This window comes from Microvirga sp. jy35, assembly GCF_056148915.1.
Genome location: NZ_JBWBEW010000001.1, coordinates 283,456 through 305,250 on the forward strand (window position 1 = coordinate 283,456; position 21,795 = coordinate 305,250).

Here is a 21,795-nt window from a genome sequence, read left to right on the forward strand (position 1 = left end):
ATCATCGGCCCGGTGCGGATCTCAAAGCGCTCGCCGTGTAGATTGCCAAGGCCGTCCAGATCAGGCCGAAGGCGATGGCATCCACCCACCCAAAGGCTTCCCCATAGACGAGTACGCCGAGTGCCAGCTGGCCGGACGGCGCCAGGTATTGCAAGAGGCCGATGGTGGAGAGCTTCAATCGATGTGCTGCGGCGGCAAACCAGATGAGCGGCGCCGCCGTGCTGAATCCTGTGAGAACGAGAAGCAGATCAAGGCCCACCTGTCCTCTGAACGCCGCAGCGCTGCCGTCGGCGAAGGTCACGGCCAGATAGCTCAGCGCCAGAGGCGTGAGCAGAAGGGACTCGATGCAGAAGCCGACGAGTGGAGGTACTGGTACGATCTTCCGGACTAGGCTGTAGAAGCCGAAACTGCATGCGAGGGCCAGCGCAACCCACGGCATCTCACCCGAAGAGACGCCCAGAACGAGAACGCCCATTCCGGCGAGCAGGCAGGCTGCCACCTGGGCTGGACGAAGCCGCTCCCGCAGGAAGAGCACCCCCAGCACCACGTTCAGGAGCGGGTTGATGAAGTAGCCGAGGCTTGTCTGGACGAGGTGCCCGGAATTCACGGCCCAGATGTAGATCAGCCAGTTGATCGCAATCAGACCGGCCGAGATGCCGAGCAGAAGCAGATGCCGGCCGGTCAGGACGGCTTCAGCGAGCTTTCCCCATTGCCGGAAGGCGAAGATCAGCCCAAGGGCGAACAAGCTCGCCCACACGATGCGGTGCGCGAGGATCTGAAGAGGCGGTATGGATGACAGAAGCTTGAAGTGCAGCGGCACCGCCAAGCCCCACATGAAGAACGCCGCGAGCGCATAGAGTACGCCAACCCGTGTGCGACGCCCCTCGGCAACCTCAGACTCAGGTCCCATCAACGCCGGCCTTGTTAGATAACGTGAGAGCAGGACCGATCATCCTGTCAGGGTCCTAATCCAAATTATACGATTGGTATATCCATCGGTCGGCTGCCTCCGTCCAAGTTCGGAACAACCATAGGCTGCCTTCCTTCGAAAGGCACATGAGACCGAATTTGTGAGGGAAAGACGCCTCGAACCTGCGAGGCCTAAAAACAACTTCGAAGTGGTACAGCCGCCCCGGCTCGAACGGGGGACCCCCAGATCCACAATCTGGCATTCAGCTTGATCACAAGGGATCAGTAAGCATCATACCACCAAATTTCATTGGTAAATCAATGCGGACCACCAGATTATGTGATCCGAAATGATCATTGGTAAGCACCACACTGCTTACCATACGCTTACCAGCAGGATCCCATGCGCCTCTCAAAGCAGTCCCTTGCCAGTCTCCAGATCCCCGCCGGAAAGCCCTACCACATCGAATGGGATGAGGTGCTCCCGGGCTTTGGAGTCCGCATCAACCCGACGGGCAAAGTCTGGGTGGTGCAGTACCGCGTTAGTGGGAAATCCCGCCGCGAAACCATCGGTCGTGTGGATACTGTTCCCCTCGATGCGGCTCGCGAGAAGGCGAAGAAGACACTTGCGAAGGTGCAGCTGGGGTCGGACCCCCACGCCGAGAAGGCACAAGCCAAGGCGCGCGCGAGGATCACCTTTGAGGCTGTCGCTGAGCGGTACCTGAAGCATGCGCAGGACCGCCTGAAGCCGCGCAGCTTCGAGGAGGTGGAACGTCATCTGAAGAAGCATTGGCAACCCTTTCAGGGACTGCCTATCAGTGAAATCAGACGAGCTCTGGTCGCGAACCGCCTCGAGGAGATCGCCGAGCAGAGCGGGCCGATTGCGTCCAACCGTGCCCGTGCTGCCCTGTCTGCGCTTTTCGCCTGGGCGGTGGCAGTTGGACTCGCTGAGTCCAATCCAATTGTGGGCACCATGAGGGTGGCGGTCGAAGTCTCCCGCGAGCACGTCGTCACAGATGAAGAGCTGGCCGCCATCTGGAGGGCCTGCCGTGATGACGATTATGGGCGTATTGTTCGGCTCCTGATCCTAACGGCCCAGCGGCGCGACGAAGTTGGCGACATGCGGTGGTCAGAGGTGGACCTCGATCGGGGTCTCTGGACCATTCCCCGCGAGCGCACGAAAAATCGCCTAACTCACGAGGTGCCGCTCCGTCACGTAGCCTTAGAAATTCTGCGGAGCATTCCACGCCGCGCAGGACGTGAGTTCGTGTTTGGAGAGGGTCAAGGTGGATTTAGCGGATGGTCGAAGTCTAAGACACGTCTAGATGACCGGATCTTAAAAGCCGGGGCAGTGATGCGTCCCTGGCGGCTTCATGACCTGCGGCGGACCACAGCCACCCGCATAGCGGAGATGGGCATCCTCCCGCATGTCATTGAGGCAATCCTCAACCACGTTTCTGGCCACAAAGCCGGTGTCGCCGGAATATATAACCGCGCGACCTACTCAACTGAGAAGAAGCAAGCGCTCGATAGGTGGGTTGCGCATGTCCAATCGGTAGTAAGCCTCTCATTAGCACGGACTTGCAGTGGCGATGCCCATTTCGGCTAGCGTGAAAAACTACTCGTCCAGCACTACATCGGGAAGTGGGCGCGGCTAGGTTTGGCCGCCGAAAGCCCGGACCGCAACCGGGCCCGCCGCGCCTCCTATTTATGCGGAACAGCACCATGCGGAGGTGCAATTTGTCGGTCTACTATCTACCTTCGAAGCCGTTTGTGCCTTGTAACTACATCCCCATTGAAATGGCCGCTGTACTGAGGTTTGTTGTTGACTGCGATAATGCCTCCCACGGGAACTACACAAGTACAGCTATCGCGTTAAACCACCTGCCGGACGATGAGATCGTTTGCCTCAAGACCCAAGTTACTGAGTTGGTGGAGCAGCCCTGGGTCTCTATTTCACTAACGAATGAGACTCGGACTAAGCGGATAAGCCTAGGGCCGCCTATGTGTCAAATTCCGCTCGACATAAATTGGCCTGTAGAGCCTAGGCAATCGATTCACGAATTTCGACGCGATCTTTCTGGTCTAATTGTCCAATCTTACGACGTTCTGGAAGACGGTAGCTTAGAAGAAATTTCTGAAGCGTTTTGGAACACCGATAAGGCCGAGGCGGCATTATGGAAGGGGTGGAAGGCGACACACCCCTTCTGCAGAGATCCTAGCCGAATTCTCATTCCCGTCACTGCGATGTTGGATTACTTCAAGCGCGGAGGCGTGAACTCACTGTATGCACGCCGCGCCAAACGGACAGACATTGACGACAAAGCGCCGCTGTTTCCTTCAGCGGTTACGGAACCCTTGCCTCCATACGTTGCCTTTATGCTACTCGCGATTTCGCAACTTGGCCTCCGTGATGAGAAGCGAGTTGCTAAGAACGTCATTGAGGACTGGTTGAAGGATAACTGGCCAGTAGAGCAATTAGGCCCACATTCAAGGGATAAAATATCGTATATGGCGACGTTTCTCCGCCTCCCCGCACACGAGAAAGGTGGCTTCATCAGCTAGTGTAAGTCCCCTGCGGATGTGAATGTACGTAATCTGCTTACAGGGTAGGAGGGTCCGGACCTTCTAGCATCGGACCCTCCGAAGGTTTCATCCTATGCGCACTTCTGCCAACGATTGCTCTCGCAAAGCACCTTTGTGCTCTGGAGATCTAGGATGGCCACGCTTCTCAATCACCTACCTGCTGAAATTTCCAAGCATCGAGTTCTTGACACTGCGGAAGCGGCAGAGTTCTGCAAATTCTCCGTGGCGCACTGGCGGAGGCTTTATCGTACAGGCAAAGTTCCCGCACCGATCCGCCTAAGCACACGCAAGTACGGTTGGCGAATAGGCGATCTCATTGATTGGATTGAGGTTGGTCGTCACAGAGGCCCGGGACATGGCTAGAACCTTACGCGAAATAGCTTACATCCTTGTTGGCTCGGTCTCCCGCAATAGAGTGCTTTTTCCAGCACCTGGTCACTCCGCTGAGGATCGCTCGGCAACGCTGCGGTTCACCCCGGCGACACCCGATGGATTTCTAGTGCATAGCTTTGCTGGGCCTCCTGTAACAGCCAGTTCTTGATGAGCCACTCGAACGAGAACGTGTACTAGCGCCGACTTCGGTCAAGCCGCTCTATCATCCGAGCAGCTCCCCGGTTCCTTGGGCAGTCGGCTGCACGCTTGCAGTCTGCTCGATGACATCTGGCCACCGCAGAGGGATAACCCGTGAGAGCCTCCCCCTTAATGCAGGCAACCGATCCGCTGTCCCGCGTGCCTCCGGCTAACCTTGAGTGCGAGCAGGCGCTGCTAGGCGCGATCCTGGTCAACAATGACGCCTATTATCAAACCGCCGACTTCCTCAAGCCTGAGCACTTCTCTGAAGATCTACATCGCCGCATCTATGAGGTGACTGCTGGTCTTGTTTCTGCTGGCAAGCTTGCATCTCCGATCACGTTGAAGACATTTCTGGGGGACCAGGATCTCGGCGGGGTCACTGTTTCGAAGTATCTTGCTCATCTGGCAATGGAAGCCACGACAGTCATCAATGCCAAGGACTATGGGCGCGCCATTTATGACCTTGCAATGCGGCGACGATTGTTCGCACTTGGGTACGATATCATTGAAAACGCTTGCGATGCACCGGTTGAATACTCTCCTCGTACCCAGATCAATGAAATCGAATGCCGCTTGGCAGATTTGGCAGAGGTGGCCACAATCGACGAGGAGCCACTGATCAAGTCCAGCGCCGAATTCGCGACATTCACACCGCCGGATTACTTTCTGCAGGGCATCATGCAATGTCGGTTCATTTATAGCCTGACCGCCCCTACAGGTACCGGGAAGACTAACCTCGCTCTGCTCCTGGCAGCCACGACAGCGCTTGGTCGCTCCTTTGCAGGACGTGAGGTCAAGAAGGGGAAAGTGCTCTACTTGGCCGGCGAGAACCCAGACGACGTCAAGATGCGCCTAATCGCTCTTGGGGAGCACATGGGGTTCGATCCGAAGACGATCGATATTCACTTCATTGAGGGGCGGTTCAGGATCGCGGATATCAAAAAACGAATTGAACGCGAGAGTTTGCGGCTAGGTGGCTTCGTCCTCGTGATCATCGACACATCGGCAGCTTACTTTTACGGAAGCGACGAGAATAGCAACACCGAAGCAGGAACCCATGCCCGCGAGATGCGTGAGCTCACCACCCTACCCGGCGGCCCTTGTGTCCTAGTCGCTTGCCACCCGGTGAAAAACGCGACGACTGAAAACCTCGCGCCTCGAGGCGGTGGCGCTTTCGTAAATGAGATGGATGGAAATCTTGTCCTCCTCAAGCATGAGGAGTCTGTCTCTCTGTACTGGCAGATCAAGTTCCGCGGGCCGGACTTCGAGCCAATATCCTTCGAGAACAAGCCCGTAACGGCCAGTGAATTGCGGGATAGCAAGGACCGATTGATCCCAACTGTCATTGCCAAACTGCTGACCAAAGAGGAAGAGCAGCAGCGCGGTGATTGTGCCAGATCCGATGAAGACCTCGTACTCATCATGCTGGGCGCGCACGAGGAAATCTCAGTTTCTGGTGTCGCCAGCGCGCTGGGATGGCTGAGCACGAACGGCGAGCCCTACAAATCAAGGGTGTACCGCGTGCTGAAGCGGCTGGAAGCATCCAAGCTCGTCATCAAGGAGCGCGACCACTACGTGCTCACGGACAAGGGAAAGACCGCGATGAAAAAAGTCAGGGATATGTACGACCTCAGAGGGATAAACGATGGCTTATGACGCGTTCCACTGCCTGAAACGGGTTAATGCGACACCCAACCGTTCCGCCTTTATGGAACGATCTGGAACGGTGGCGCAAGAAACGGGCTTAAGTCCTTTCGATTTCCTGCGTTCCAAAGAAATGACCCACATGGAACGGGAGGAATCTTTGCACCCACTTCCTGCCGTTCCGTTCCAATCTCACCCTTAGAGAGTGGAATGTGGAACGAGATCCGGAGTGTATTACAGAATTCTGACCCAGCCACCAACCCAGTCCCTGGAATAACAGGTCGATACGGCGAAGGCCGGAACATCAGCACAATTACGGAAAGGGCCGAGCGCAATCTGCATTTTTCGATTGCAATTGCGGGTCCATTTCTGAGTTCACATTCAGGAAGCAAAGGGACTGAACATGGATGCAACGTACAATCTGAACGGAGGCTTCAAACCGACGCTCAGGCGGAATGCGGATTTGGACGGACCAGACTTCTTCCCTACTCCTGCTTGGGCCACTCAGGCTCTCATAGATCACGAGGCGTTCAGTGGCGACATTTGGGAATGTGCTTGTGGAGATGGTGCTATGGCCCGGGTCCTCGAACGGACTGGAAATCGGGTCATCAGCTCAGATCTTTACGACCGAGGGTTTGGGGAGACAGGACAAGACTTCCTCACGACCAATCACTTGTGCGATAACATTGTGACCAACCCGCCGTTTCACAGCGCGGAAAGCTTCGTAAAGAAAGGGATCCAGGACTCGCGAAGGAAGCTCGCTCTTTTACTCCGCCTGGCTTTTCTCGAGGGCTCAAACAGGCACCAGACGATCTTCGCCTTGACGCCTCCGAGCCGGGTGTGGGTATTCAGTAAGCGCATCACATTTTACGCCCACGGGGCTGTTCAGAAGGGCACCGGAACAACGGCTTACGCTTGGTATGTGTGGGACAAGGCGGCACCGAGCGGAACTAGGCTGATGTGGATCAAGCCTAGGAGCCGAGCGCGCCTGCCATGACGGCCCATGCCAAAATACAAAAGGAGATTGGAGCCGCCGCTTTCGTATCAGAGGCTAGGCGGACAGGTTTGGCTGGTACGTTCCTATTTTGCGGGTTTCCCTTTGCTCAAGCAGCACTACTCGGGGCCTGAACGCTCGCTGGGAAGCACATGAAGAACGAACGGCATAGGGGGCTTCGCTCAAGGGAATATGTCCGAAGGTTAAAGGATAAGGCGGGCACGCGGCCACTTTATGCGGCGGCCCTATTGAACCCGCCCAACTTCTAGAGCGTGCGCCCTACCGCGCTGTTTCACACCACATTTGTGTTGGCGAGGCCTCAACAATCCATCTGTTCACCTCTTTAAAGGCCACTGCGTTGCTGCGGCCGGTGAGCGCGGGTTGACGTGGAGTTCACTGAGCGTCAACTCAGCGGATTGCTAACGCGGCACTTCCATCAGGTTGTGAGCCGTCCTGCAAGATCCGCCCACACGGTATTCCGCTCCTGAAATGAGCACCGGGGTGTCTTGGGTGACTCGAAAAACGACCCCTGACTCGTTCCAAGACAGGGGCCTGTCTTCCTGTCTTGAGGGATGCTTTTGAGGCGGATTGTTAACGTAACCTATAAGCTGCGTCAGCCATAGGCACGTTTGAGGCGGTTTTTGGCTGTCATGGGGCTGTCTTCCCCCTGTCTTGAGGGAGGACTTGACTGACTCGCCTGTCTTGGCGCTTGCGGAAGCAGCTTGAGTAGCCCAGAAAAGCTCATTAGTCGGCTTTTCAGGATCGCCGAGCCGTAGCGAATGATCACGTGGGGCGCTACGTCAACGAGTTAACGTCGAGGTATGACAGCGTCAACTCGTTGACGCAGGGACAGCCGCATGGAACAGCCTGCACCTCCCAGAAAGGCATACCGCTCAGTTATGGCAGAAGAATTGAGCCGCGCCGCGGCTTGTGCCCGGGCTTTAGCAACTTGATCTGAGGCGCGCCTGGTGGTGGCGTCCTATCCGACACGAGCCATGCATACGCTGTGGTCCCTGCCCCCTTCTAATCCAATCCCCTGGTTTAGAATGTCACCCGTTCGCTGAATGAGATGGCTCGGTTTGGTTGAACAGCGTTTTCGGCTGGCTAAGTGGAGTGTCTGCCGGGGTTAGGCCGCCGCGAGTTGCGGCAGCGGGTCGAAATAGGCCTGATCGGGTGTCTTGCGGTCAAGGGATGAATGAGGCCTCCGGCCATTGTAGAAGGCCAGATATCGACCGATCGAAGTGCGGGCTTCGGACACGCTGTCATAGGCTCTCAGATACACCTCCTCGTATTTGATGCTGCGCCAGAGCCGCTCGACAAAGACGTTGTCGCGCCAGGCGCCCTTGCCGTCCATGCTGATCGCGATCTCGTTCTTGAGCAGGACATCCGTGAAGGCCGTCGACGTAAACTGGCTGCCCTGATCAGTGTTGAAGATCTCGGGCCGCCCATACCGGGCCAGTGCCTCCTCCACAGCCTCGATGCAAAACGCCGCCTCCAGGGTGATGGACGGCCGCCAGGCCAGAACCCGCCGGCTGAACCAGTCCACCACTGCCGCGAGATAGACAAACCCGCGAGCCATAGGGATGTAGGTGATGTCCATGGCCCACACCTGATTAGAGCGCGTCACCGGCAGCTTGCGCAGGAGATAAGGATAGATCTGATGCCCTGGCGCCGGCTTGGAGGTGTTGGGTTTACGATAGAGCGCCTCAATGCCCATCCGCTTCATCAGCGTGGAAACATGCAAGCGTCCGGCCGTGAAGCCCTCGGCCCTGAGAAGATCGCGCAGCATCCGGCTGCCCGCAAAGGGATAATCAAGATGCAGTTCATCCATCCGCCGCATCAGGGCCAGATCAGATGCTGAGACCGGCCGGGGCGCATAATAGACGCTACCCCGGCTGATCCCGAGCGCCTCAGCCTGCCGGGCGAGTGGCAGGGCGTGGGAGCGGTCGATCATCGCTTTGCGCTCGGCCACACTCCGGCTTTGCCAAGCGCGCTTTCCAAAAAATCGTTGACCAGCGTCAGCTCGCCGATCTTGGCGTGCAGGGTCTTCACATCCAGCGGCGGCGTGCCCGTTCCGGCTCTGGGCTCGGACCCGAACACGCCGGCGGCTCCGTCGAGCAACTGCGCCTTCCACTGGGTGATCTGGTTGGGATGCACATCGAACTGTTGGGCCAGCTCGGTCAGGGTCTTCTCACCCTTCACGGCGGCAAGGGCCACCTTCGCTTTGAAAGCCGGAGAATGGTTCCGGCGGGGTCGCTTGCTCACGGTCTCTCCTGTATGGCAGCCATTCTGGCTACGGTCAGGCAGAAACTCCACTTATCCCTCTGTTCAAATTCTCCGAACCAGCTCTGAACACCAGCACGCGACTTGGGAGTGTATGTTGGAAGATCGTATGAAAACGATTGACGCCCTTAAGAAATGCAAGCCGCAATAACAGCGCAAGCTTCTTGCGGGAGTTTCTCAGTCCGCCTGCTACAAATCCTTCAGCGCTGTTGTAAGGGGTAACGCTTACAAGCATTGTTTGAGAATAAATACCGGAAGCTTGTTGGTAAAACCGAAAATTTACCTTATGGTAGGTTCGCGCCTGTTTTATTGCATCACTCAAGTAGACATTGGTGAAAGGTATCGTAACACTAGAAGCTTGGCCCCAAACACGGTCGTAAAACCGAGGAAGCGGGCTGGGGGTTTTCAGGTGTTTATTCGACGTTCGAAGCTTGTCGCCACAAGCGCTCTCTGCATTGTCCTGTCTCAATTCGTAGCCTCGCCCGGTCAGGCGCAGAATAATGCCGCAGGCTTTATCGGCCTGATCGGTGGGATGATCGCCGCAGCGCAGGCCCAGGCTGCACAGGAGGCATGGGCTAAGCAGCCTGAAATGCGGCTGTACTGCTTCAACAGGTCCTTGGCGAAGCACAATGCCAGCTTGGCCGGGATTATCCAGGGCGGCGTCATGCCCGAAGATCCACGGCTGACTCCGGTCGTGAGCGAGTGCGCGCGTCTCGAGGCCTCCGCGCTGAAGAGCAAATACCGTTGCACCGTCAAGGACGAGAACGGCTGGGCGGTTCAATCCACGTGCAACCAGGTTTTTGCGCGGCAGGACTCCTCCGGACAGCTTCAGGCTGTCGATGTGCGTACCGCTATCGACCTTTATTTCGACAATGGCTCGTATCTTCTTGGCGACCTTGAAACCGATGCCGGACGGCAGGCGCGCTATACCCAGGCGCAGCGGCAGCGCGTACTTGCCGATATGTCCACCCTGCGCACCGAAATCGAGGGCCTGCTTACATCCCGCTCGGAGAATGTGCGGGCCGAAGGGCAGAAGCTCGTCAAGCGCATCCAAGCATCTCACAATCCGAAATCTTCCGTGTCGGAGTCGGACGTCGACGCAGTTCGCCGGGAGTACAAGGCGCTCGTGCGTTTCGAGGAGGAGGAGAGCGCCAGACTGGCTGCTCTCGACACGCTCAACGAGGTGAAGGCCAGGGCCGAGCAGAAGGCAGCTCCAGACATTGCACCGGAAATCCGCAATGATTTCGAAACGCTTCAGGCCCAGTACGTGGAGGCTCTCCAGCAGCCGGCTCGCCTTCCTGCTGCCGCGAAGGAGGACGCTTCCATTGGCCCGACCTTTGATTGCTCCAAGGTCAAGGATCCGCTTGGACGGATCATCTGTTCCGACCGGGGGCTGCGCCACCTGGATGTGGATCTCCTACGTCCCTATTACGTCCTGCGGTTCAGCGCAACCAACAGGCGTGATCAGTTCAAGCAGGAGGCTGTCGCCTTCACGCAATCGGTCCTGCAGACCTGCGGCGTACCTGAGAAAGGCAATATCTCCGGTGCCGTGATGAAGAAGGCCGTGCCCTGCATCACCGCCGAGTATCGCCGCCAGCGCGATCTGTGGCAGGCACAGATGATGCAGCTCGCTCCATTCTCTGCACGCGAGGAGACGGGCCGCCCTCTCGAGGACCATGTGCGACTGCAAAAACTGCTCCAGGAAGTGGGCCTCATCCCGGCCACCGAAAAGGTGGACGGAGTCTATGGCGTTGGCACCCGCTCAGCGATCAGCAGCCTCCAGTCATCCGAAAACCTGACTGCGGATGGCATTCTGTCGGACGCCACAGCTGAGCGCCTGATCCAGCGCGCCTCCCAGGACTTTGCCGGCAGCAGCGGCGTCTCGGGAGGTGTGGCCCGCCTTGCGGAACTCACGAGCCGTTACACGGATCTCGTCCAGCGCATCGACCGCTATGAGGCGCGCCGTGACCGCGAGCGGCAGCTTGTGGAAATGCTGCCCCAGGCCCAGGCTTTTGCGAAGGAAAAGTCCGCGTTGCCGTTGCCTAAGCCCGTGATGGCATCGCTCGCGAGCCTTCTGACAGATATCGACCAGGCCCAAGCGAACCGGAGCATAGAGAGCCTTGAGCGAGTCGATGTAGCATACCTGGCAGTGAAAGTTATCACTGAGGATGCCGTTCGCGTGCTCAACTCGACGACGGATAAAAACCGCTTTGTGGTGGAGGGTGAAGCGGAAGATGTTCTAGTGCTCTACAACGATAGCGGCAAGGCTCCCTCGCTCATCCGCAATCTCAAGGGCGATCTCGTGTTCCAGGGAAGCGCGAGCAGCGTCTGCCAGCTCCACGGCGGCAGTGTTGAGAAAGCCTTCGCCGTTCTGGTTAATGCGCGGTTCGAGGTTCATCGGCAGCGGTTCGACTTTCCTCTTGCCCGCTGCAACACGCGCAAACTCGGCGCTTACGATCTAGTCATGCTGAACCGCAAGCAGCTGCTCGAGGCTGGTGCTGCCCAGGATACCGTCGTCGTGCTGAAAGCTATCGATGCGGGCGAGTTCAAGACGATGTTCTCGGTCACAGCGAATGACGTGAATGCCATCGCACAGGCAGAGGCCAATCGTCTCCGCGAGGTGGAGGCAAATGTCCAGGCAGGCACGGCCCGTGGGTTCGGCTTGGTCGCCATGTCTAATGCTCGAGGAGATGTCTGCCAGACAGCCGAGGTGGATGCAGAACTCCACAAGGGTGCCCTTCAGCCCTCCATGGAACGCATCATCGAGGAGCTGAAAGGTTCGCCCTCGTTCAAGGTGATGTCGATTGAGGACGCCTTCATCGCGGCCAAGCGCGGCCTATGTGCTGCGCTCTATGCGGAAGCCGGCGATCTCAAGAGCCTGACCGCCGCCCTCCAGCGCGACCAAGTGGCGTTCCGCTACCTCCCGGTCTGGGTTGACGATGAAAAGCTTGCGCAAGCTCGCCAAGCCATGAGAGTTGCGGCAGAGCGGGCAATTGTGGAGGCGAAGGCCAAGGCGGAAGCCGAGGCCCAGCGCGTTGCCGAAGCCAGGGCAAGGGCTGAGGCGCAGGCCACCTCGTCCCAAGCCGCCGACAAGGGCAATTCGCAGCGTGCAGTCGAGCGCCTACTCCGAACCTATGCGGAAAGATACGACCAAGCGAAGTCGGAGGAGCAGTGGAAGCCTCTGCGCGGTGAGCGCAAAAGGGCACTGAGCCAGATGTTCAGCGACTCGCGGGCTTCGAAACTGAAGAACTGGATCGGCAAGATCCATGCCGCCACCGTCGATCAATACGGCAATATCGAACGCCTCGAATTCAGCGTTGCCGTCGGGCGTGTCGAGAATGCCTTACCAGTCCAGGTCGGCACGAAGCTGCATCAATCCCTCATTGAGGCTTCCGCCAAGCCGGGTGATTTCGTGCTCTTCTCGGCAGACATCGACTCGACGGGCGAAAAAGACTTCTTCCCCGAAGAGAGCGTGACCGATCATGGTTCAATGACGGATCCGGAATACAAGGTATCGTTCACCGAAGCAGACGTGATCACGGCGGCTGAGTACAAGGCTGTGCGCGACGCTCCCGATGCCGATGCAGAGCGGGCCGTCCGGCAGGTTGCGCAGAACATGAACCGGGCGGCAGAGATCCTGGCCGGCATGCAATCGATCCACGCGAGCCAACCGATTGATAAGCTCGAAGGCAGCGCGCTCCTTGCTGGGCGGCGAGTAAACCAGACGGTGAAGGACGTCGGCAAGGTCGTTGTCGGCGCTGCCGTGGATGCGACTGTCGGCTTCGGTGGCGACCTCGCCAGCAGCGTCGTGGAAAGCGCCGGTCAGGGTGGAGGGCTTTCCTCCATCGGTGGTGAGCTCGTGCTGTTCCGCGACCGGATCAATTTCGTCGAGTCCGGGTTCAGCCAGTTCTGGTACGAACCCTCAGGCCAGCAGATCTCTCTCAAATGTACCGATCTCACCATGGTACAGGCTTTGCCGGCCTCGAATGGAGAGCGCAGTCTTGAGCTCGCCAGTTCCAGCGGGGTACTTCGCTTCACCAGCGATCGTGCCGACTTCTTCGTGCTCCGGATTAAGACGATCTGCGATCCGTCAGGCGAGAGGCTGAAGCGGTAATGTAACCGCCGCGCGTACAGGACACGCGCGGCGGTTTCCTTGATGCTTAAGATGATCGAGGGATGCCATCAGCGATAGGAAAGGCGGTAGTCACCGCTCGTACCATATCCGCTGTGGCAGGAAGCCCGCCTTGGGGAGGGCGTGACAGGCATTCCTTTGCAGATGTCACATTAAATCAATTTAGCCGTTGCGAAGCCCCACAAGGTCAGGTTTTGCACAGTCCAAGTCGTTGATTTTCTTCGACGCACGATTTCGCCTTCAGGTGCACAGGGCAGTATTCCCCGTTAATGTGACGTCTCCCCTCTCCCGCTGTTGTCAGAAGTATCACCGTCTCCAATCGACTGGGGCCATGACCTTCCGAACTTCCGCTTAGCGACCGCGAGCCGGCCATCCCGCAATGTCCCAGGTGTGCTTGAAGCAGCCCTTACTGGTATTTCTGATGGCGCGAGGAGCTGTGCACGGAAAGCGGCCTACTAGCGCAGTGCCTTCAGCGCCCAGCAGACGGGTTCGAACTCAAAGCCGAGGTCGTCGACGGCAGCCTTGCGGCCACTTGGATGGCCTCGCCCGCGGGAGCGGACTCGCGCAAGGCCGTCTCCAGGTGGAGGAGCGTGTCGGTGTAGTCGGAGGAACCGTCAGCCACGAGCGTGACGTTGGCCGAATCTACCACCTCGATCGCACGCCCCTCTCCATCTCGACCGCCTCGACGAAGATCACGACCTTGTCGCGTACCAGGCTCGTGAGGCTGAGGGCATGGATCACGTTACCCGACATGGATACGGGCGCCTGCAATAAGGGAACCACGGGACATTGAGGCTTCCCTGTTCGACTAGATGGAGAGATGGCGCTGACTGGATCGAGAGGACGTTGGCGCATCCATGTCCGCCTATGTTGTTATTTCGTTTTGGCACTGGTTAACCGGCTGATGACAAATGGTTCTCAATTGCCTAGCTTGGTGGTAGGTCGGACAAGCTATGCAGGAATTGTATGGAAAAGGTCCCGCAAGCGAGTTGCCTGTTCTGATGCGCGTTCAACCCAAGCCGTTTCTATCTTTTCTTCTAAATCCGTTCGGCATCCATGCCCGAGGTATTGAGTATCGCGACAGTGCGCTGATCATCGACGCGCGGCGCGGTCGAATCGTCCACCTACAGGACCTTGCAGATCCCCCCTCTTTGAAAAAAGGCTTGCTGGGAACAACGGTCCGTATCCGAACAGACGATGGCATCGGAATTTCTCTCAAGGGGGCCAACTACCGGCGTGCGGATGCCTTCGCGAGAGAAGTCCGCAAGGCATGGACGACCTTTAATCTAGGTCGCCTTGAGGAAAACCGCGGTACGATTGACGACATATTGGATGCTATAGATAAACTTGACGAGCCAACTCGGTATCCGGCCGCTTGTGTTCTTTCGCCGATCCTTGACGAGGCTCGCTCGCTTGAGACCACTCTGTTCACGAAACTTCCGACGGAAGCAATTGGAGAGAGCAACCTCGGGCAAATCCGGAGGATCCGGAGCTTCATTCAAAACGCCAGCCGTTGGCGAGATCAGGCGATTGCTAAGTTCGAAACAGAGGAGCTTGCGCGGTGGGAAAACTTCTTCGACTCCTTCGAGAAGAATCCCCTCACGCCAGAACAGCGATTATCGATCGTTGCGGACGAAGACGCAACACTCGTGCTGGCCGGTGCTGGCTCTGGAAAGACAAGTGTCATAACGGCGAAGGCGGGATATCTGGTGAAGGCCGGCATCCAACTGCCCGATCAGATCCTATTGCTGGCTTTCGCTAGGGATGCCGCGCGCGAGATGTCCGAGCGCATTGAGGAGCGTTGCGGTGAGCCACTGGAGGCTCGAACCTTCCATGCTCTGGCGTATGACATCATCGGAGCTGTTGAAGGCACCAAGCCCGCGCTGGCCGCTCACGCGACAGATGACAAGGCGTTTCTGGCACTGGTCAAGGATATCTTGAGAGCACTCGTTGCAACAGACTCTGATGCCTCGCGGGCGATCATTCGTTGGTTTTCTTACACACACCTCGAAGACAAAAGCGAGTGGGACTTCGAACAGAAGCACGAATACTACACCTTTATCGAAAAGGCGGACCTGCGAACCCTGCAGGGTGAGAGAGTGAAGAGTTTTGAAGAGTTGATGATAGCAAACTGGCTCTTCGAAAGCGGTATCGAGTATGAGTACGAGCCGGATTACGAACACGATCTCCCTCACACAGGTCGACGACGCTACTGCCCGGATTTCCGGCTCAAGAAAAGCGGCGTCTACATCGAGCATTTCGGCGTGCGGCGCAGAAAGATGCACGACGGAAGTGATGAGTTGCTGACAGCGCCTTTTGTTGGCCGCGAAGAGTATCTAGCGGGTATGGCATGGAAGCGCGACGTCCACTCGGCTCATAACACGACATTGATCGAAACGTTCAGCTATGAACGTGAGGAGGGCCGGCTCCTCGAGGCACTCGCAGAAAAAATTGCACCTTTCGAAACATGCCAGCCTCGGCCTCGGGAGATGCTGTTCGATCGTGTGGTCGAGCTGAATCAGGTCGGCAGTTTTGTGCAGTTGCTCGGGACGTTTTTACGCCACTACAAAGGTGGCGGCTACAACCTTGCTGAATGCGAGGCCAAGGGGCGCAAACTGAAGCTCGGTCATCGAGCGCAAGCTTTTCTCTCGATCTTCGGGCCGGTCTATGCCGAGTATCAGAGACAGCTTGGAAGCCGCATCGACTTCGAGGACATGATCCTGCGTGCATCAGAGTTCGCCGAGAACGGACGGTATCGCAGCCCCTATCGACACATTTTGGTGGACGAGTTTCAGGATATTTCACGCAGCCGAGGTCGTCTCGTTCGGGCGCTGAAATCCCAGCATCAAGACGCCCGCGTTTTTGCTGTTGGAGATGACTGGCAGTCAATTTATCGATTTGCTGGGTCTGATATTAATCTCATGCGCGACTTTGGTAGCGAGTTCGGCGGCACTTTTGATGGCCGCTCTGGCGTCCATCGCACGGTTGATCTGGGAAGAACCTTTCGGTCTGTCGACAAGATCGCATGCGCGGCCCGCAAATTTATTCTAAAGAACCCTGCGCAGTTACCTAAAACGATCATTCCGGCTGGAAAGGCTACCCATCCTGCGATCCAGGTGGTTTCAACATTCCGACACGACTCGGAAGAGAAACTCCGGCAGGTGCTTCGGGCCCTTTCGAACCTCGCCGCTCCGGTGAATCAAAGATCAAGCGTCCTTTTACTTGGCCGGTATAAGCATGTAGCTCCTGCAGACCTGCCTAAGTTGAAGAAGGAATTCTCGAACCTCGACCTGTCATTCCGAACTATCCACTCGTCTAAAGGCCTGGAGGCGGATCATGTCGTCGTTTTGAACCTTTTTAGGGGTCGTACCGGATTCCCTTCAGAAATAGTCGACGATCCGCTTCTCAGCTTGGTCTCGCCTGATGCCGAACCATTTGAAAATGCCGAAGAGCGCCGCGTTATGTATGTCGCCATGACACGTGCCCGTCGCACATTGACGCTCATGGGGTCAGCATCCAAGCGGTCAGCCTTCGTCGGCGAGCTGATAGCTGATCCAGAGTACGGAATTATCAAAAAAGACGAAGGTCAGGAGCTTGATGAGGTCTGCACCGAATGTGGCGGCCATCTTCTAGCATTTCCAACGAAGCACGGACAAACACGGTATCGATGCGAGCATGTGGAGCTCTGTGGGCACTCACTGCCGGCATGCTCTGAATGCGGAACGGGGCTACCCAAGCGACAGCACACTTCTGGCGAGGTCAGATGTTCGTGTGGGGGCACGTTCTGTGCCTGTCCGGAGTGTCAGGACGGATGGCTGGTCGAACGGTCCAGTCGCTATGGTCCGTTCTTGGGTTGCGTCACCTATCCAATCTGTAAGGGAAGAATGCGACTGTGATGGATGAAGTCATTCGCCAGGTGTTCGACCTGTTGCTGCGGTATCTATGACTGTGGCCACAAAGCTCTTCGCAGAGGGGGTCCGGCCAACTCCTCCATTCCAAGATGTTCTGGCACGAGTGAGGCGTCCCCCAATCGGCCACACCATCCAGAATATCTTCTTGGCCGAGACCACGGAGGTTACTTTTGGTCTGCCGCGCCAGCAGCGGCACGAGCCAGTGATGCCAGGTGCCGTTTGGTGTAACAGGCTACCGTCAGCATGTGGAAAACGGTCCAGGTCTCTAGGTTGCGCTCCACGATCCAGCCATACTCCCTCCCCTACTCAAGACGACTGATGGATTCCTTATCGCCGCCTATGAACACTACATGCCCCTTCTGCACGGTTGAGCTCAGCCGAATTGCCTTCTCCGATGAACATATTGTTGCGATCTGGGACACCTTCCCGGTGTCACCCGGGCACCTCCTCATTGTTCCACGGCGGCATGCTGCAACCTGGGACGACCTCGACGACGCCGAAAAGAGTGCCGTTTGGCAGTCTATCGATAAAGGTATTGAAGTGGTCAGGCGTCGCCACTCGCCAGATGGTTTCAATGTCGGCTTCAATTTCGGGGAGGCCGCTGGGCAAACCGTCTTCCATTTCCACCTCCACGTAATCCCCCGATACGCAGGTGACGTTCCGGATCCACGCGGTGGTGTGCGTCACGTGATCCCGAGCAAGGCAAACTATCTTTCCCCCACCTCGCCCACGCAAGCCGAAAAGCAGCGACTTATAACTGGTGGAGAGGACCATTTCCTCCCACATCTACTCGTCCACATGGATCAGTCCACCGTGTGCGACATTGCCGTAGCCTTCCTGCTCGACAGCGGCGCCCGGCTCATTGTCGAGCATCTGAAGGATTTCTTGGCGCGGGGCGGCCGAGCCCGGATCCTCCTCGGCGACTACCTCGGTGTGACGGAGCCAGTCGCGCTTCGTCGCTTAGCCGATCTGGAGGGCGATCTCACGCTTCGCGTCTACGAGACACGCTCCAGAGGCTTTCACATCAAAACTTACATTTTCCTAACGGACGGCGAGGGCGTCGCCTTCGTCGGCAGCTCCAATCTCTCGGAAGCCGCCCTGACCACATCGATCGAATGGAATTACAAGATCGTTTCGAGCTACGAAACGCTCGGGTTCTCGGAAATCCAGAGCGGTTTCGACGAGCTATTTCATGATAGCGCTTCAGTGCCTGTGACACCGGACTGGATCGATCTGTACGAACAGCGACGTGGCGTCCCCGATTTCCAAGAGGCAGGAGTGCCCTATGAGGCGCCGCTCCCCCCGCCTGAGCCCCATACGATCCAACACGTAGCGCTTACCGCTTTGGAACAGACCCGTGAGGATGGCTTTACGGCTGGTTTGGTCGTTCTGGCCACGGGCTTGGGAAAGACCTGGCTTGCTGCCTTCGACAGCAATCGGAACGAATTCCAGCGGATCCTTTTCGTGGCGCATCGCGAGGAGATCCTGAACCAAGCTGTCGAAACGTTCCGGCGCGTGCGCCCGAATGCTCGGATCGGCCGTCTTTCTGGAGATCACCAAGACATTGATGCCGAACTCCTGTTCGCATCTATTCAGACGCTAGGTCGCGTGAACCATCTCTCCCGGTTCAAGCCGCAAGACTTCGACTACATCGTCATCGACGAGTTTCACCATGCCGCGGCGGGCACCTACCGGCGCGTTCTCGATCACTTCCAGCCAAAATTCCTCCTTGGGCTCACGGCCACGCCCGAGCGGACAGACGGTGCTGATCTTCTAGGCCTGTGTCAGGAGAACCTGGTCTTCCATGCCGGAGTTCACGATGGGATCGAGGGTGGGCACCTCTGTCCGTTTCATTACTTCGGCGTTCCGGACGAGGTGGACTACCGTAATATCCCGTGGCGAAATGCTCAGTTCGACCTGACTGAACTAACGGCTGCGGTCGCAACGGAAGCTCGCGCTAAGAACGTCGTCGAACAGTTCCGGAGGCTTGGTGGTCAGAGATGTATCGCTTTCTGCTGTTCGCAAACCCATGCCGACTTCATGAAAGACTTCTTCATCCGAGAAGGGATCCGGGCCGTTGCGGTTCACTCTGGTCCCAGTTCCGCTCCCCGCGCGACCTCACTCAGTAAGCTTAACGCGGGTGAACTCGAGGTCATCTTTGCCGTCGATATGTTCAACGAGGGCGTCGATGTTCCGAGTATCGACACCGTGCTGATGCTTCGGCCGACCGAGTCGACCATCATCTGGATGCAGCAGCTCGGGCGTGGGCTGCGCAAGTCCGACGGCAAGGATCGGCTGACGGTCATCGACTACATTGGCAATCACCGCGCCTTCCTGATGAAGCTTAGGGCGATCGCGGCGCTCGCAGGCCGAGATGCTCAGACGAGCGGACGCCTTAGGGAGGCACTCGAAGAACTTGTCTCGGAAAGCATCAGTTTGCCCCTGGGTTGTGAGGTGACCTACGACCTGACCGCGGTGGAGATCCTCCGTCAGCTCCTCAAGCCGACCGGCACCGAGAACGCTCTCGAGTCCTTCTACCGGGACTTCGAGGAGCGGCATGGGATCCGGCCGACCGCCGTAGAGGTCTTCCACGCAGGTCTGAACCCAAGGAGCAGTAGCGAGAGATCCTGGCTCGGATTCGTCGATCGCATGCGGGGCCTTGATGGCGTTGAGCTCGCAGTGTGGTCAAAACACCGGGATTTTCTCGCGAACATTGAAAAGACGGAAGCCACGCGAAGCTACAAGATCGTGCTCTTGTTGGCTCTTCTGGACGGAGACGACCTTCTAATCCGCTCTTCGCTCGACGATCTGACCACGCGCGTTTCGGCCATTGCATCCCGCATGCACAAGCTCCGGGAGGATTTCTCGGTCGATCTGTCGAACCCGAAGGCGCTCAAGGATCTCCTTCTCAAGAACCCGATCAACGCCTACTTGAACGCTCGGGGCACGGGTGGCATCTCCTTCTTCCGCCTTGATGACGACCAGTTTGGTTTTGCATTCGACATTGTGGACGCCGCTGCTCTCGGACGTCTGCTCCGAGAGGTTCTCGATTGGCGCCTGGCGCAGTATCTCTCCCGTAGTAACGACCTACGCCAAGACATTGTATGTCGAGTTGCCCGGAACTCAGGAGGAAAACCCATCCTGTTCCTCCCCTCTACACCTGGACCACGCCCTCTAGCGGAGGGGGATTTAGATATCTCCATCGATGACCAGCCGATGGTGGCGGCGATCGCCAAGATTGCGATAAATGTCGTGCGTCCGACCGAAGATACCACTAACCGGCTTCCAGAAATCCTCCATAGGTGGTTTGGCGAGGATGCCGGACTATCCGGGAGGGGCGATCGCGTCCGCCTGAGCTCGCGAGAAGGCGGCTGGGTCATGGAGCCAATGGGAACCGCTGGCCTGACAGGACCAGGGCTCAAGCTTTGGGAACGATACTCGCGCGAGGCTATCCCTGCAGCCTTCGACCTTACCTTTGATCAGGCCACGTGGAACGCAGGGTTCGTCCCGAAGCCGCCGCACCTCTTTCTCCTTGTAACGTTGGAGAAGGATGGAATGATGAACGAGCACCGATACACTGACCACTTTCTCACCGATGTCGAGTTCTCCTGGCAAAGTCAGAACCGCACAACTCAGATGTCCAAGCACGGTCAGATGATCCGGAACCACAAAGAGATGGGACTCCATGTACATCTGCTGGTGCGAAGGACAAAGAAAACGGGAGCGAAGCCAACGCCGTTCACGTATTGTGGCGAAGTAGATTTCCAATCTTGGGTCGGCGACCAGCCTGTTACGGTAACGTGGCGACTTCGGGAGACTATGCCGTTGAGAGTCAAAAACCTGTTTGTTCTCCGATAAGCCTGTCTGAAGGTCAGGACAGGAGTTCATCCAGTTGAGCCACAAAAGTAGAGTAAACAAAGATCCCCTTGTCGGCCGTGGTCGTTTTGTGAGCAGCCGAGCGGATGAATCCCATACAGCCTCAAAGCCGGAACAAGGTTCCGGTTTGGTAAGGCTCAGAAGTGCAGAAGCATCGATGCCCCGTGACCAATATTGGCTCAGTATCGCTCAGCTCGGCCGGTATCAGATCAACCATCCGGAGGCCAGTCGTCCTCGTTGATCTGCATCTCGAACCGAAAGGAATGTACGCTCGCCTGCTGGTAGCGTAAGCTGGTCCCATGCAGCACGATGTGTCTGAATTTTTCTCCGATTAACATCGGGAGGAGAGACGATAGAGCATCAGCAGGCAGCGAAAAGATTGCTTGTGCCTGCTTATTTAAATTCATGAAGCCAATGTGAGGAGGCCGATCGTTCTGGCGCCGCTCCTGATTAAGCTCCTGCTTCGGGATGAAGATCAACTCGATCGTCTTATCTTTCAGCTTCGCTGGTCGGAGGAACCGCCCCTGGATGGTGAGATGCCGATAGTCATCATATGGATCCGCGGCATGCCGAGAGTTCTGTGTCACGCCAAACCAAAAGCTCCAATTCCAGCTTAAAACTTCGATCATGTAGTAGACATGCTCATCATGTCGCTGTTTCAGACTCTTACGAGGCCTACTCTTCGCCACAGGCTGACCTCCTCGTATCATGCGAGCAGGGGGCCAGTATTTATACTCCATTCCGACTTATGCAGTCATTGTGAGATCAGGGCTACCTACAGCTCAGTGTACTCTCGGGCTGATGAGGCTCTAAGCAACCTTTATCGCTGCCGATTTCCAATTGCACTTTCTATAAAGCCCCGGAGTACAGTCACTCAGTTTCCTTGT

11 protein-coding genes are annotated in these 21,795 nt (G+C 57.2%); 6 read left to right on the forward strand and 5 right to left on the reverse strand.

Features of this window, described 5'->3' with window-relative positions:
- Position 1 precedes the first annotated feature (1 nt).
- Entirely contained in the window at positions 2-910 is a 909-nt protein-coding gene (gene rarD, locus AC0QTX_RS01320; protein ID WP_474602006.1) for an EamA family transporter RarD, read from the reverse strand.
- A gap of 402 nt (positions 911-1,312) precedes the next feature.
- Between rarD and AC0QTX_RS01325 the strand changes: the two genes are divergently transcribed.
- The 3 genes from AC0QTX_RS01325 (at position 1,313) to AC0QTX_RS01335 (ending at position 5,724) form a co-directional block, all read left to right on the forward strand.
- Positions 1,313-2,518, forward strand: coding sequence for a tyrosine-type recombinase/integrase (locus AC0QTX_RS01325; RefSeq protein WP_474602007.1), 1,206 nt, complete (start codon positions 1,313-1,315; stop codon positions 2,516-2,518).
- A 131-nt stretch (positions 2,519-2,649) separates the two neighbouring features.
- Positions 2,650-3,474 carry a hypothetical protein gene (locus AC0QTX_RS01330; RefSeq protein WP_474602008.1) on the forward strand — a complete coding sequence of 275 codons (825 nt, stop codon included), beginning with the start codon at positions 2,650-2,652 and terminating at the stop codon, positions 3,472-3,474.
- 723 nt (positions 3,475-4,197) lie between these two features.
- Positions 4,198-5,724, forward strand: coding sequence for an AAA family ATPase (locus AC0QTX_RS01335; protein WP_474602009.1), 1,527 nt, complete (start codon positions 4,198-4,200; stop codon positions 5,722-5,724).
- Between the two features lie 2,108 nt (positions 5,725-7,832).
- Here AC0QTX_RS01335 and AC0QTX_RS01340 read toward each other — a convergent pair.
- Both AC0QTX_RS01340 and AC0QTX_RS01345 read right to left on the reverse strand, forming a co-directional pair.
- Positions 7,833-8,971, reverse strand: a protein-coding gene (locus AC0QTX_RS01340; protein WP_474602010.1) for an IS3 family transposase whose coding sequence is annotated in 2 segments (ribosomal slippage) — positions 7,833-8,704 and positions 8,704-8,971 — 1,140 coding nt in all. Because the reading frame shifts where the segments join, the coding sequence is not laid out codon by codon here.
- Positions 8,972-9,005: 34 nt separating this feature from the next.
- Complete coding sequence (locus tag AC0QTX_RS01345) at positions 9,006-10,043, reverse strand: hypothetical protein (protein ID WP_474602011.1); 1,038 nt, start codon at positions 10,041-10,043, stop codon at positions 9,006-9,008.
- A 24-nt stretch (positions 10,044-10,067) separates the two neighbouring features.
- On the opposite strand from AC0QTX_RS01345, the gene AC0QTX_RS01350 reads away from it, so the two are divergent.
- Positions 10,068-13,103: a peptidoglycan-binding protein gene (locus tag AC0QTX_RS01350; protein ID WP_474602012.1), complete on the forward strand. Its 3,036-nt coding sequence runs from the start codon at positions 10,068-10,070 to the stop codon at positions 13,101-13,103.
- A gap of 487 nt (positions 13,104-13,590) precedes the next feature.
- On the opposite strand, the gene AC0QTX_RS01355 is transcribed toward AC0QTX_RS01350, so the two are convergent.
- Complete coding sequence (locus tag AC0QTX_RS01355; RefSeq protein WP_474602013.1) at positions 13,591-13,770, reverse strand: hypothetical protein; 180 nt, start codon at positions 13,768-13,770, stop codon at positions 13,591-13,593.
- A gap of 304 nt (positions 13,771-14,074) precedes the next feature.
- Here AC0QTX_RS01355 and AC0QTX_RS01360 point away from each other — a divergent pair, with 304 nt between their 5' ends.
- Together AC0QTX_RS01360 and AC0QTX_RS01365 are read left to right on the forward strand one after the other, a co-directional pair.
- Positions 14,075-17,017, forward strand: coding sequence for a UvrD-helicase domain-containing protein (locus AC0QTX_RS01360; protein WP_474602014.1), 2,943 nt, complete (start codon positions 14,075-14,077; stop codon positions 17,015-17,017).
- Between the two features lie 333 nt (positions 17,018-17,350).
- On the forward strand, positions 17,351-20,890 hold the full coding sequence (locus tag AC0QTX_RS01365; RefSeq protein WP_474602015.1) for a DUF3427 domain-containing protein: 3,540 nt from the start codon (positions 17,351-17,353) through the stop codon (positions 20,888-20,890).
- A gap of 227 nt (positions 20,891-21,117) precedes the next feature.
- On the opposite strand, the gene AC0QTX_RS01370 is transcribed toward AC0QTX_RS01365, so the two are convergent.
- A complete protein-coding gene (locus AC0QTX_RS01370) occupies positions 21,118-21,537 on the reverse strand; it encodes a hypothetical protein (protein WP_474602016.1) in 420 nt (139 codons plus the stop codon).
- Positions 21,538-21,795 lie beyond the last annotated feature (258 nt).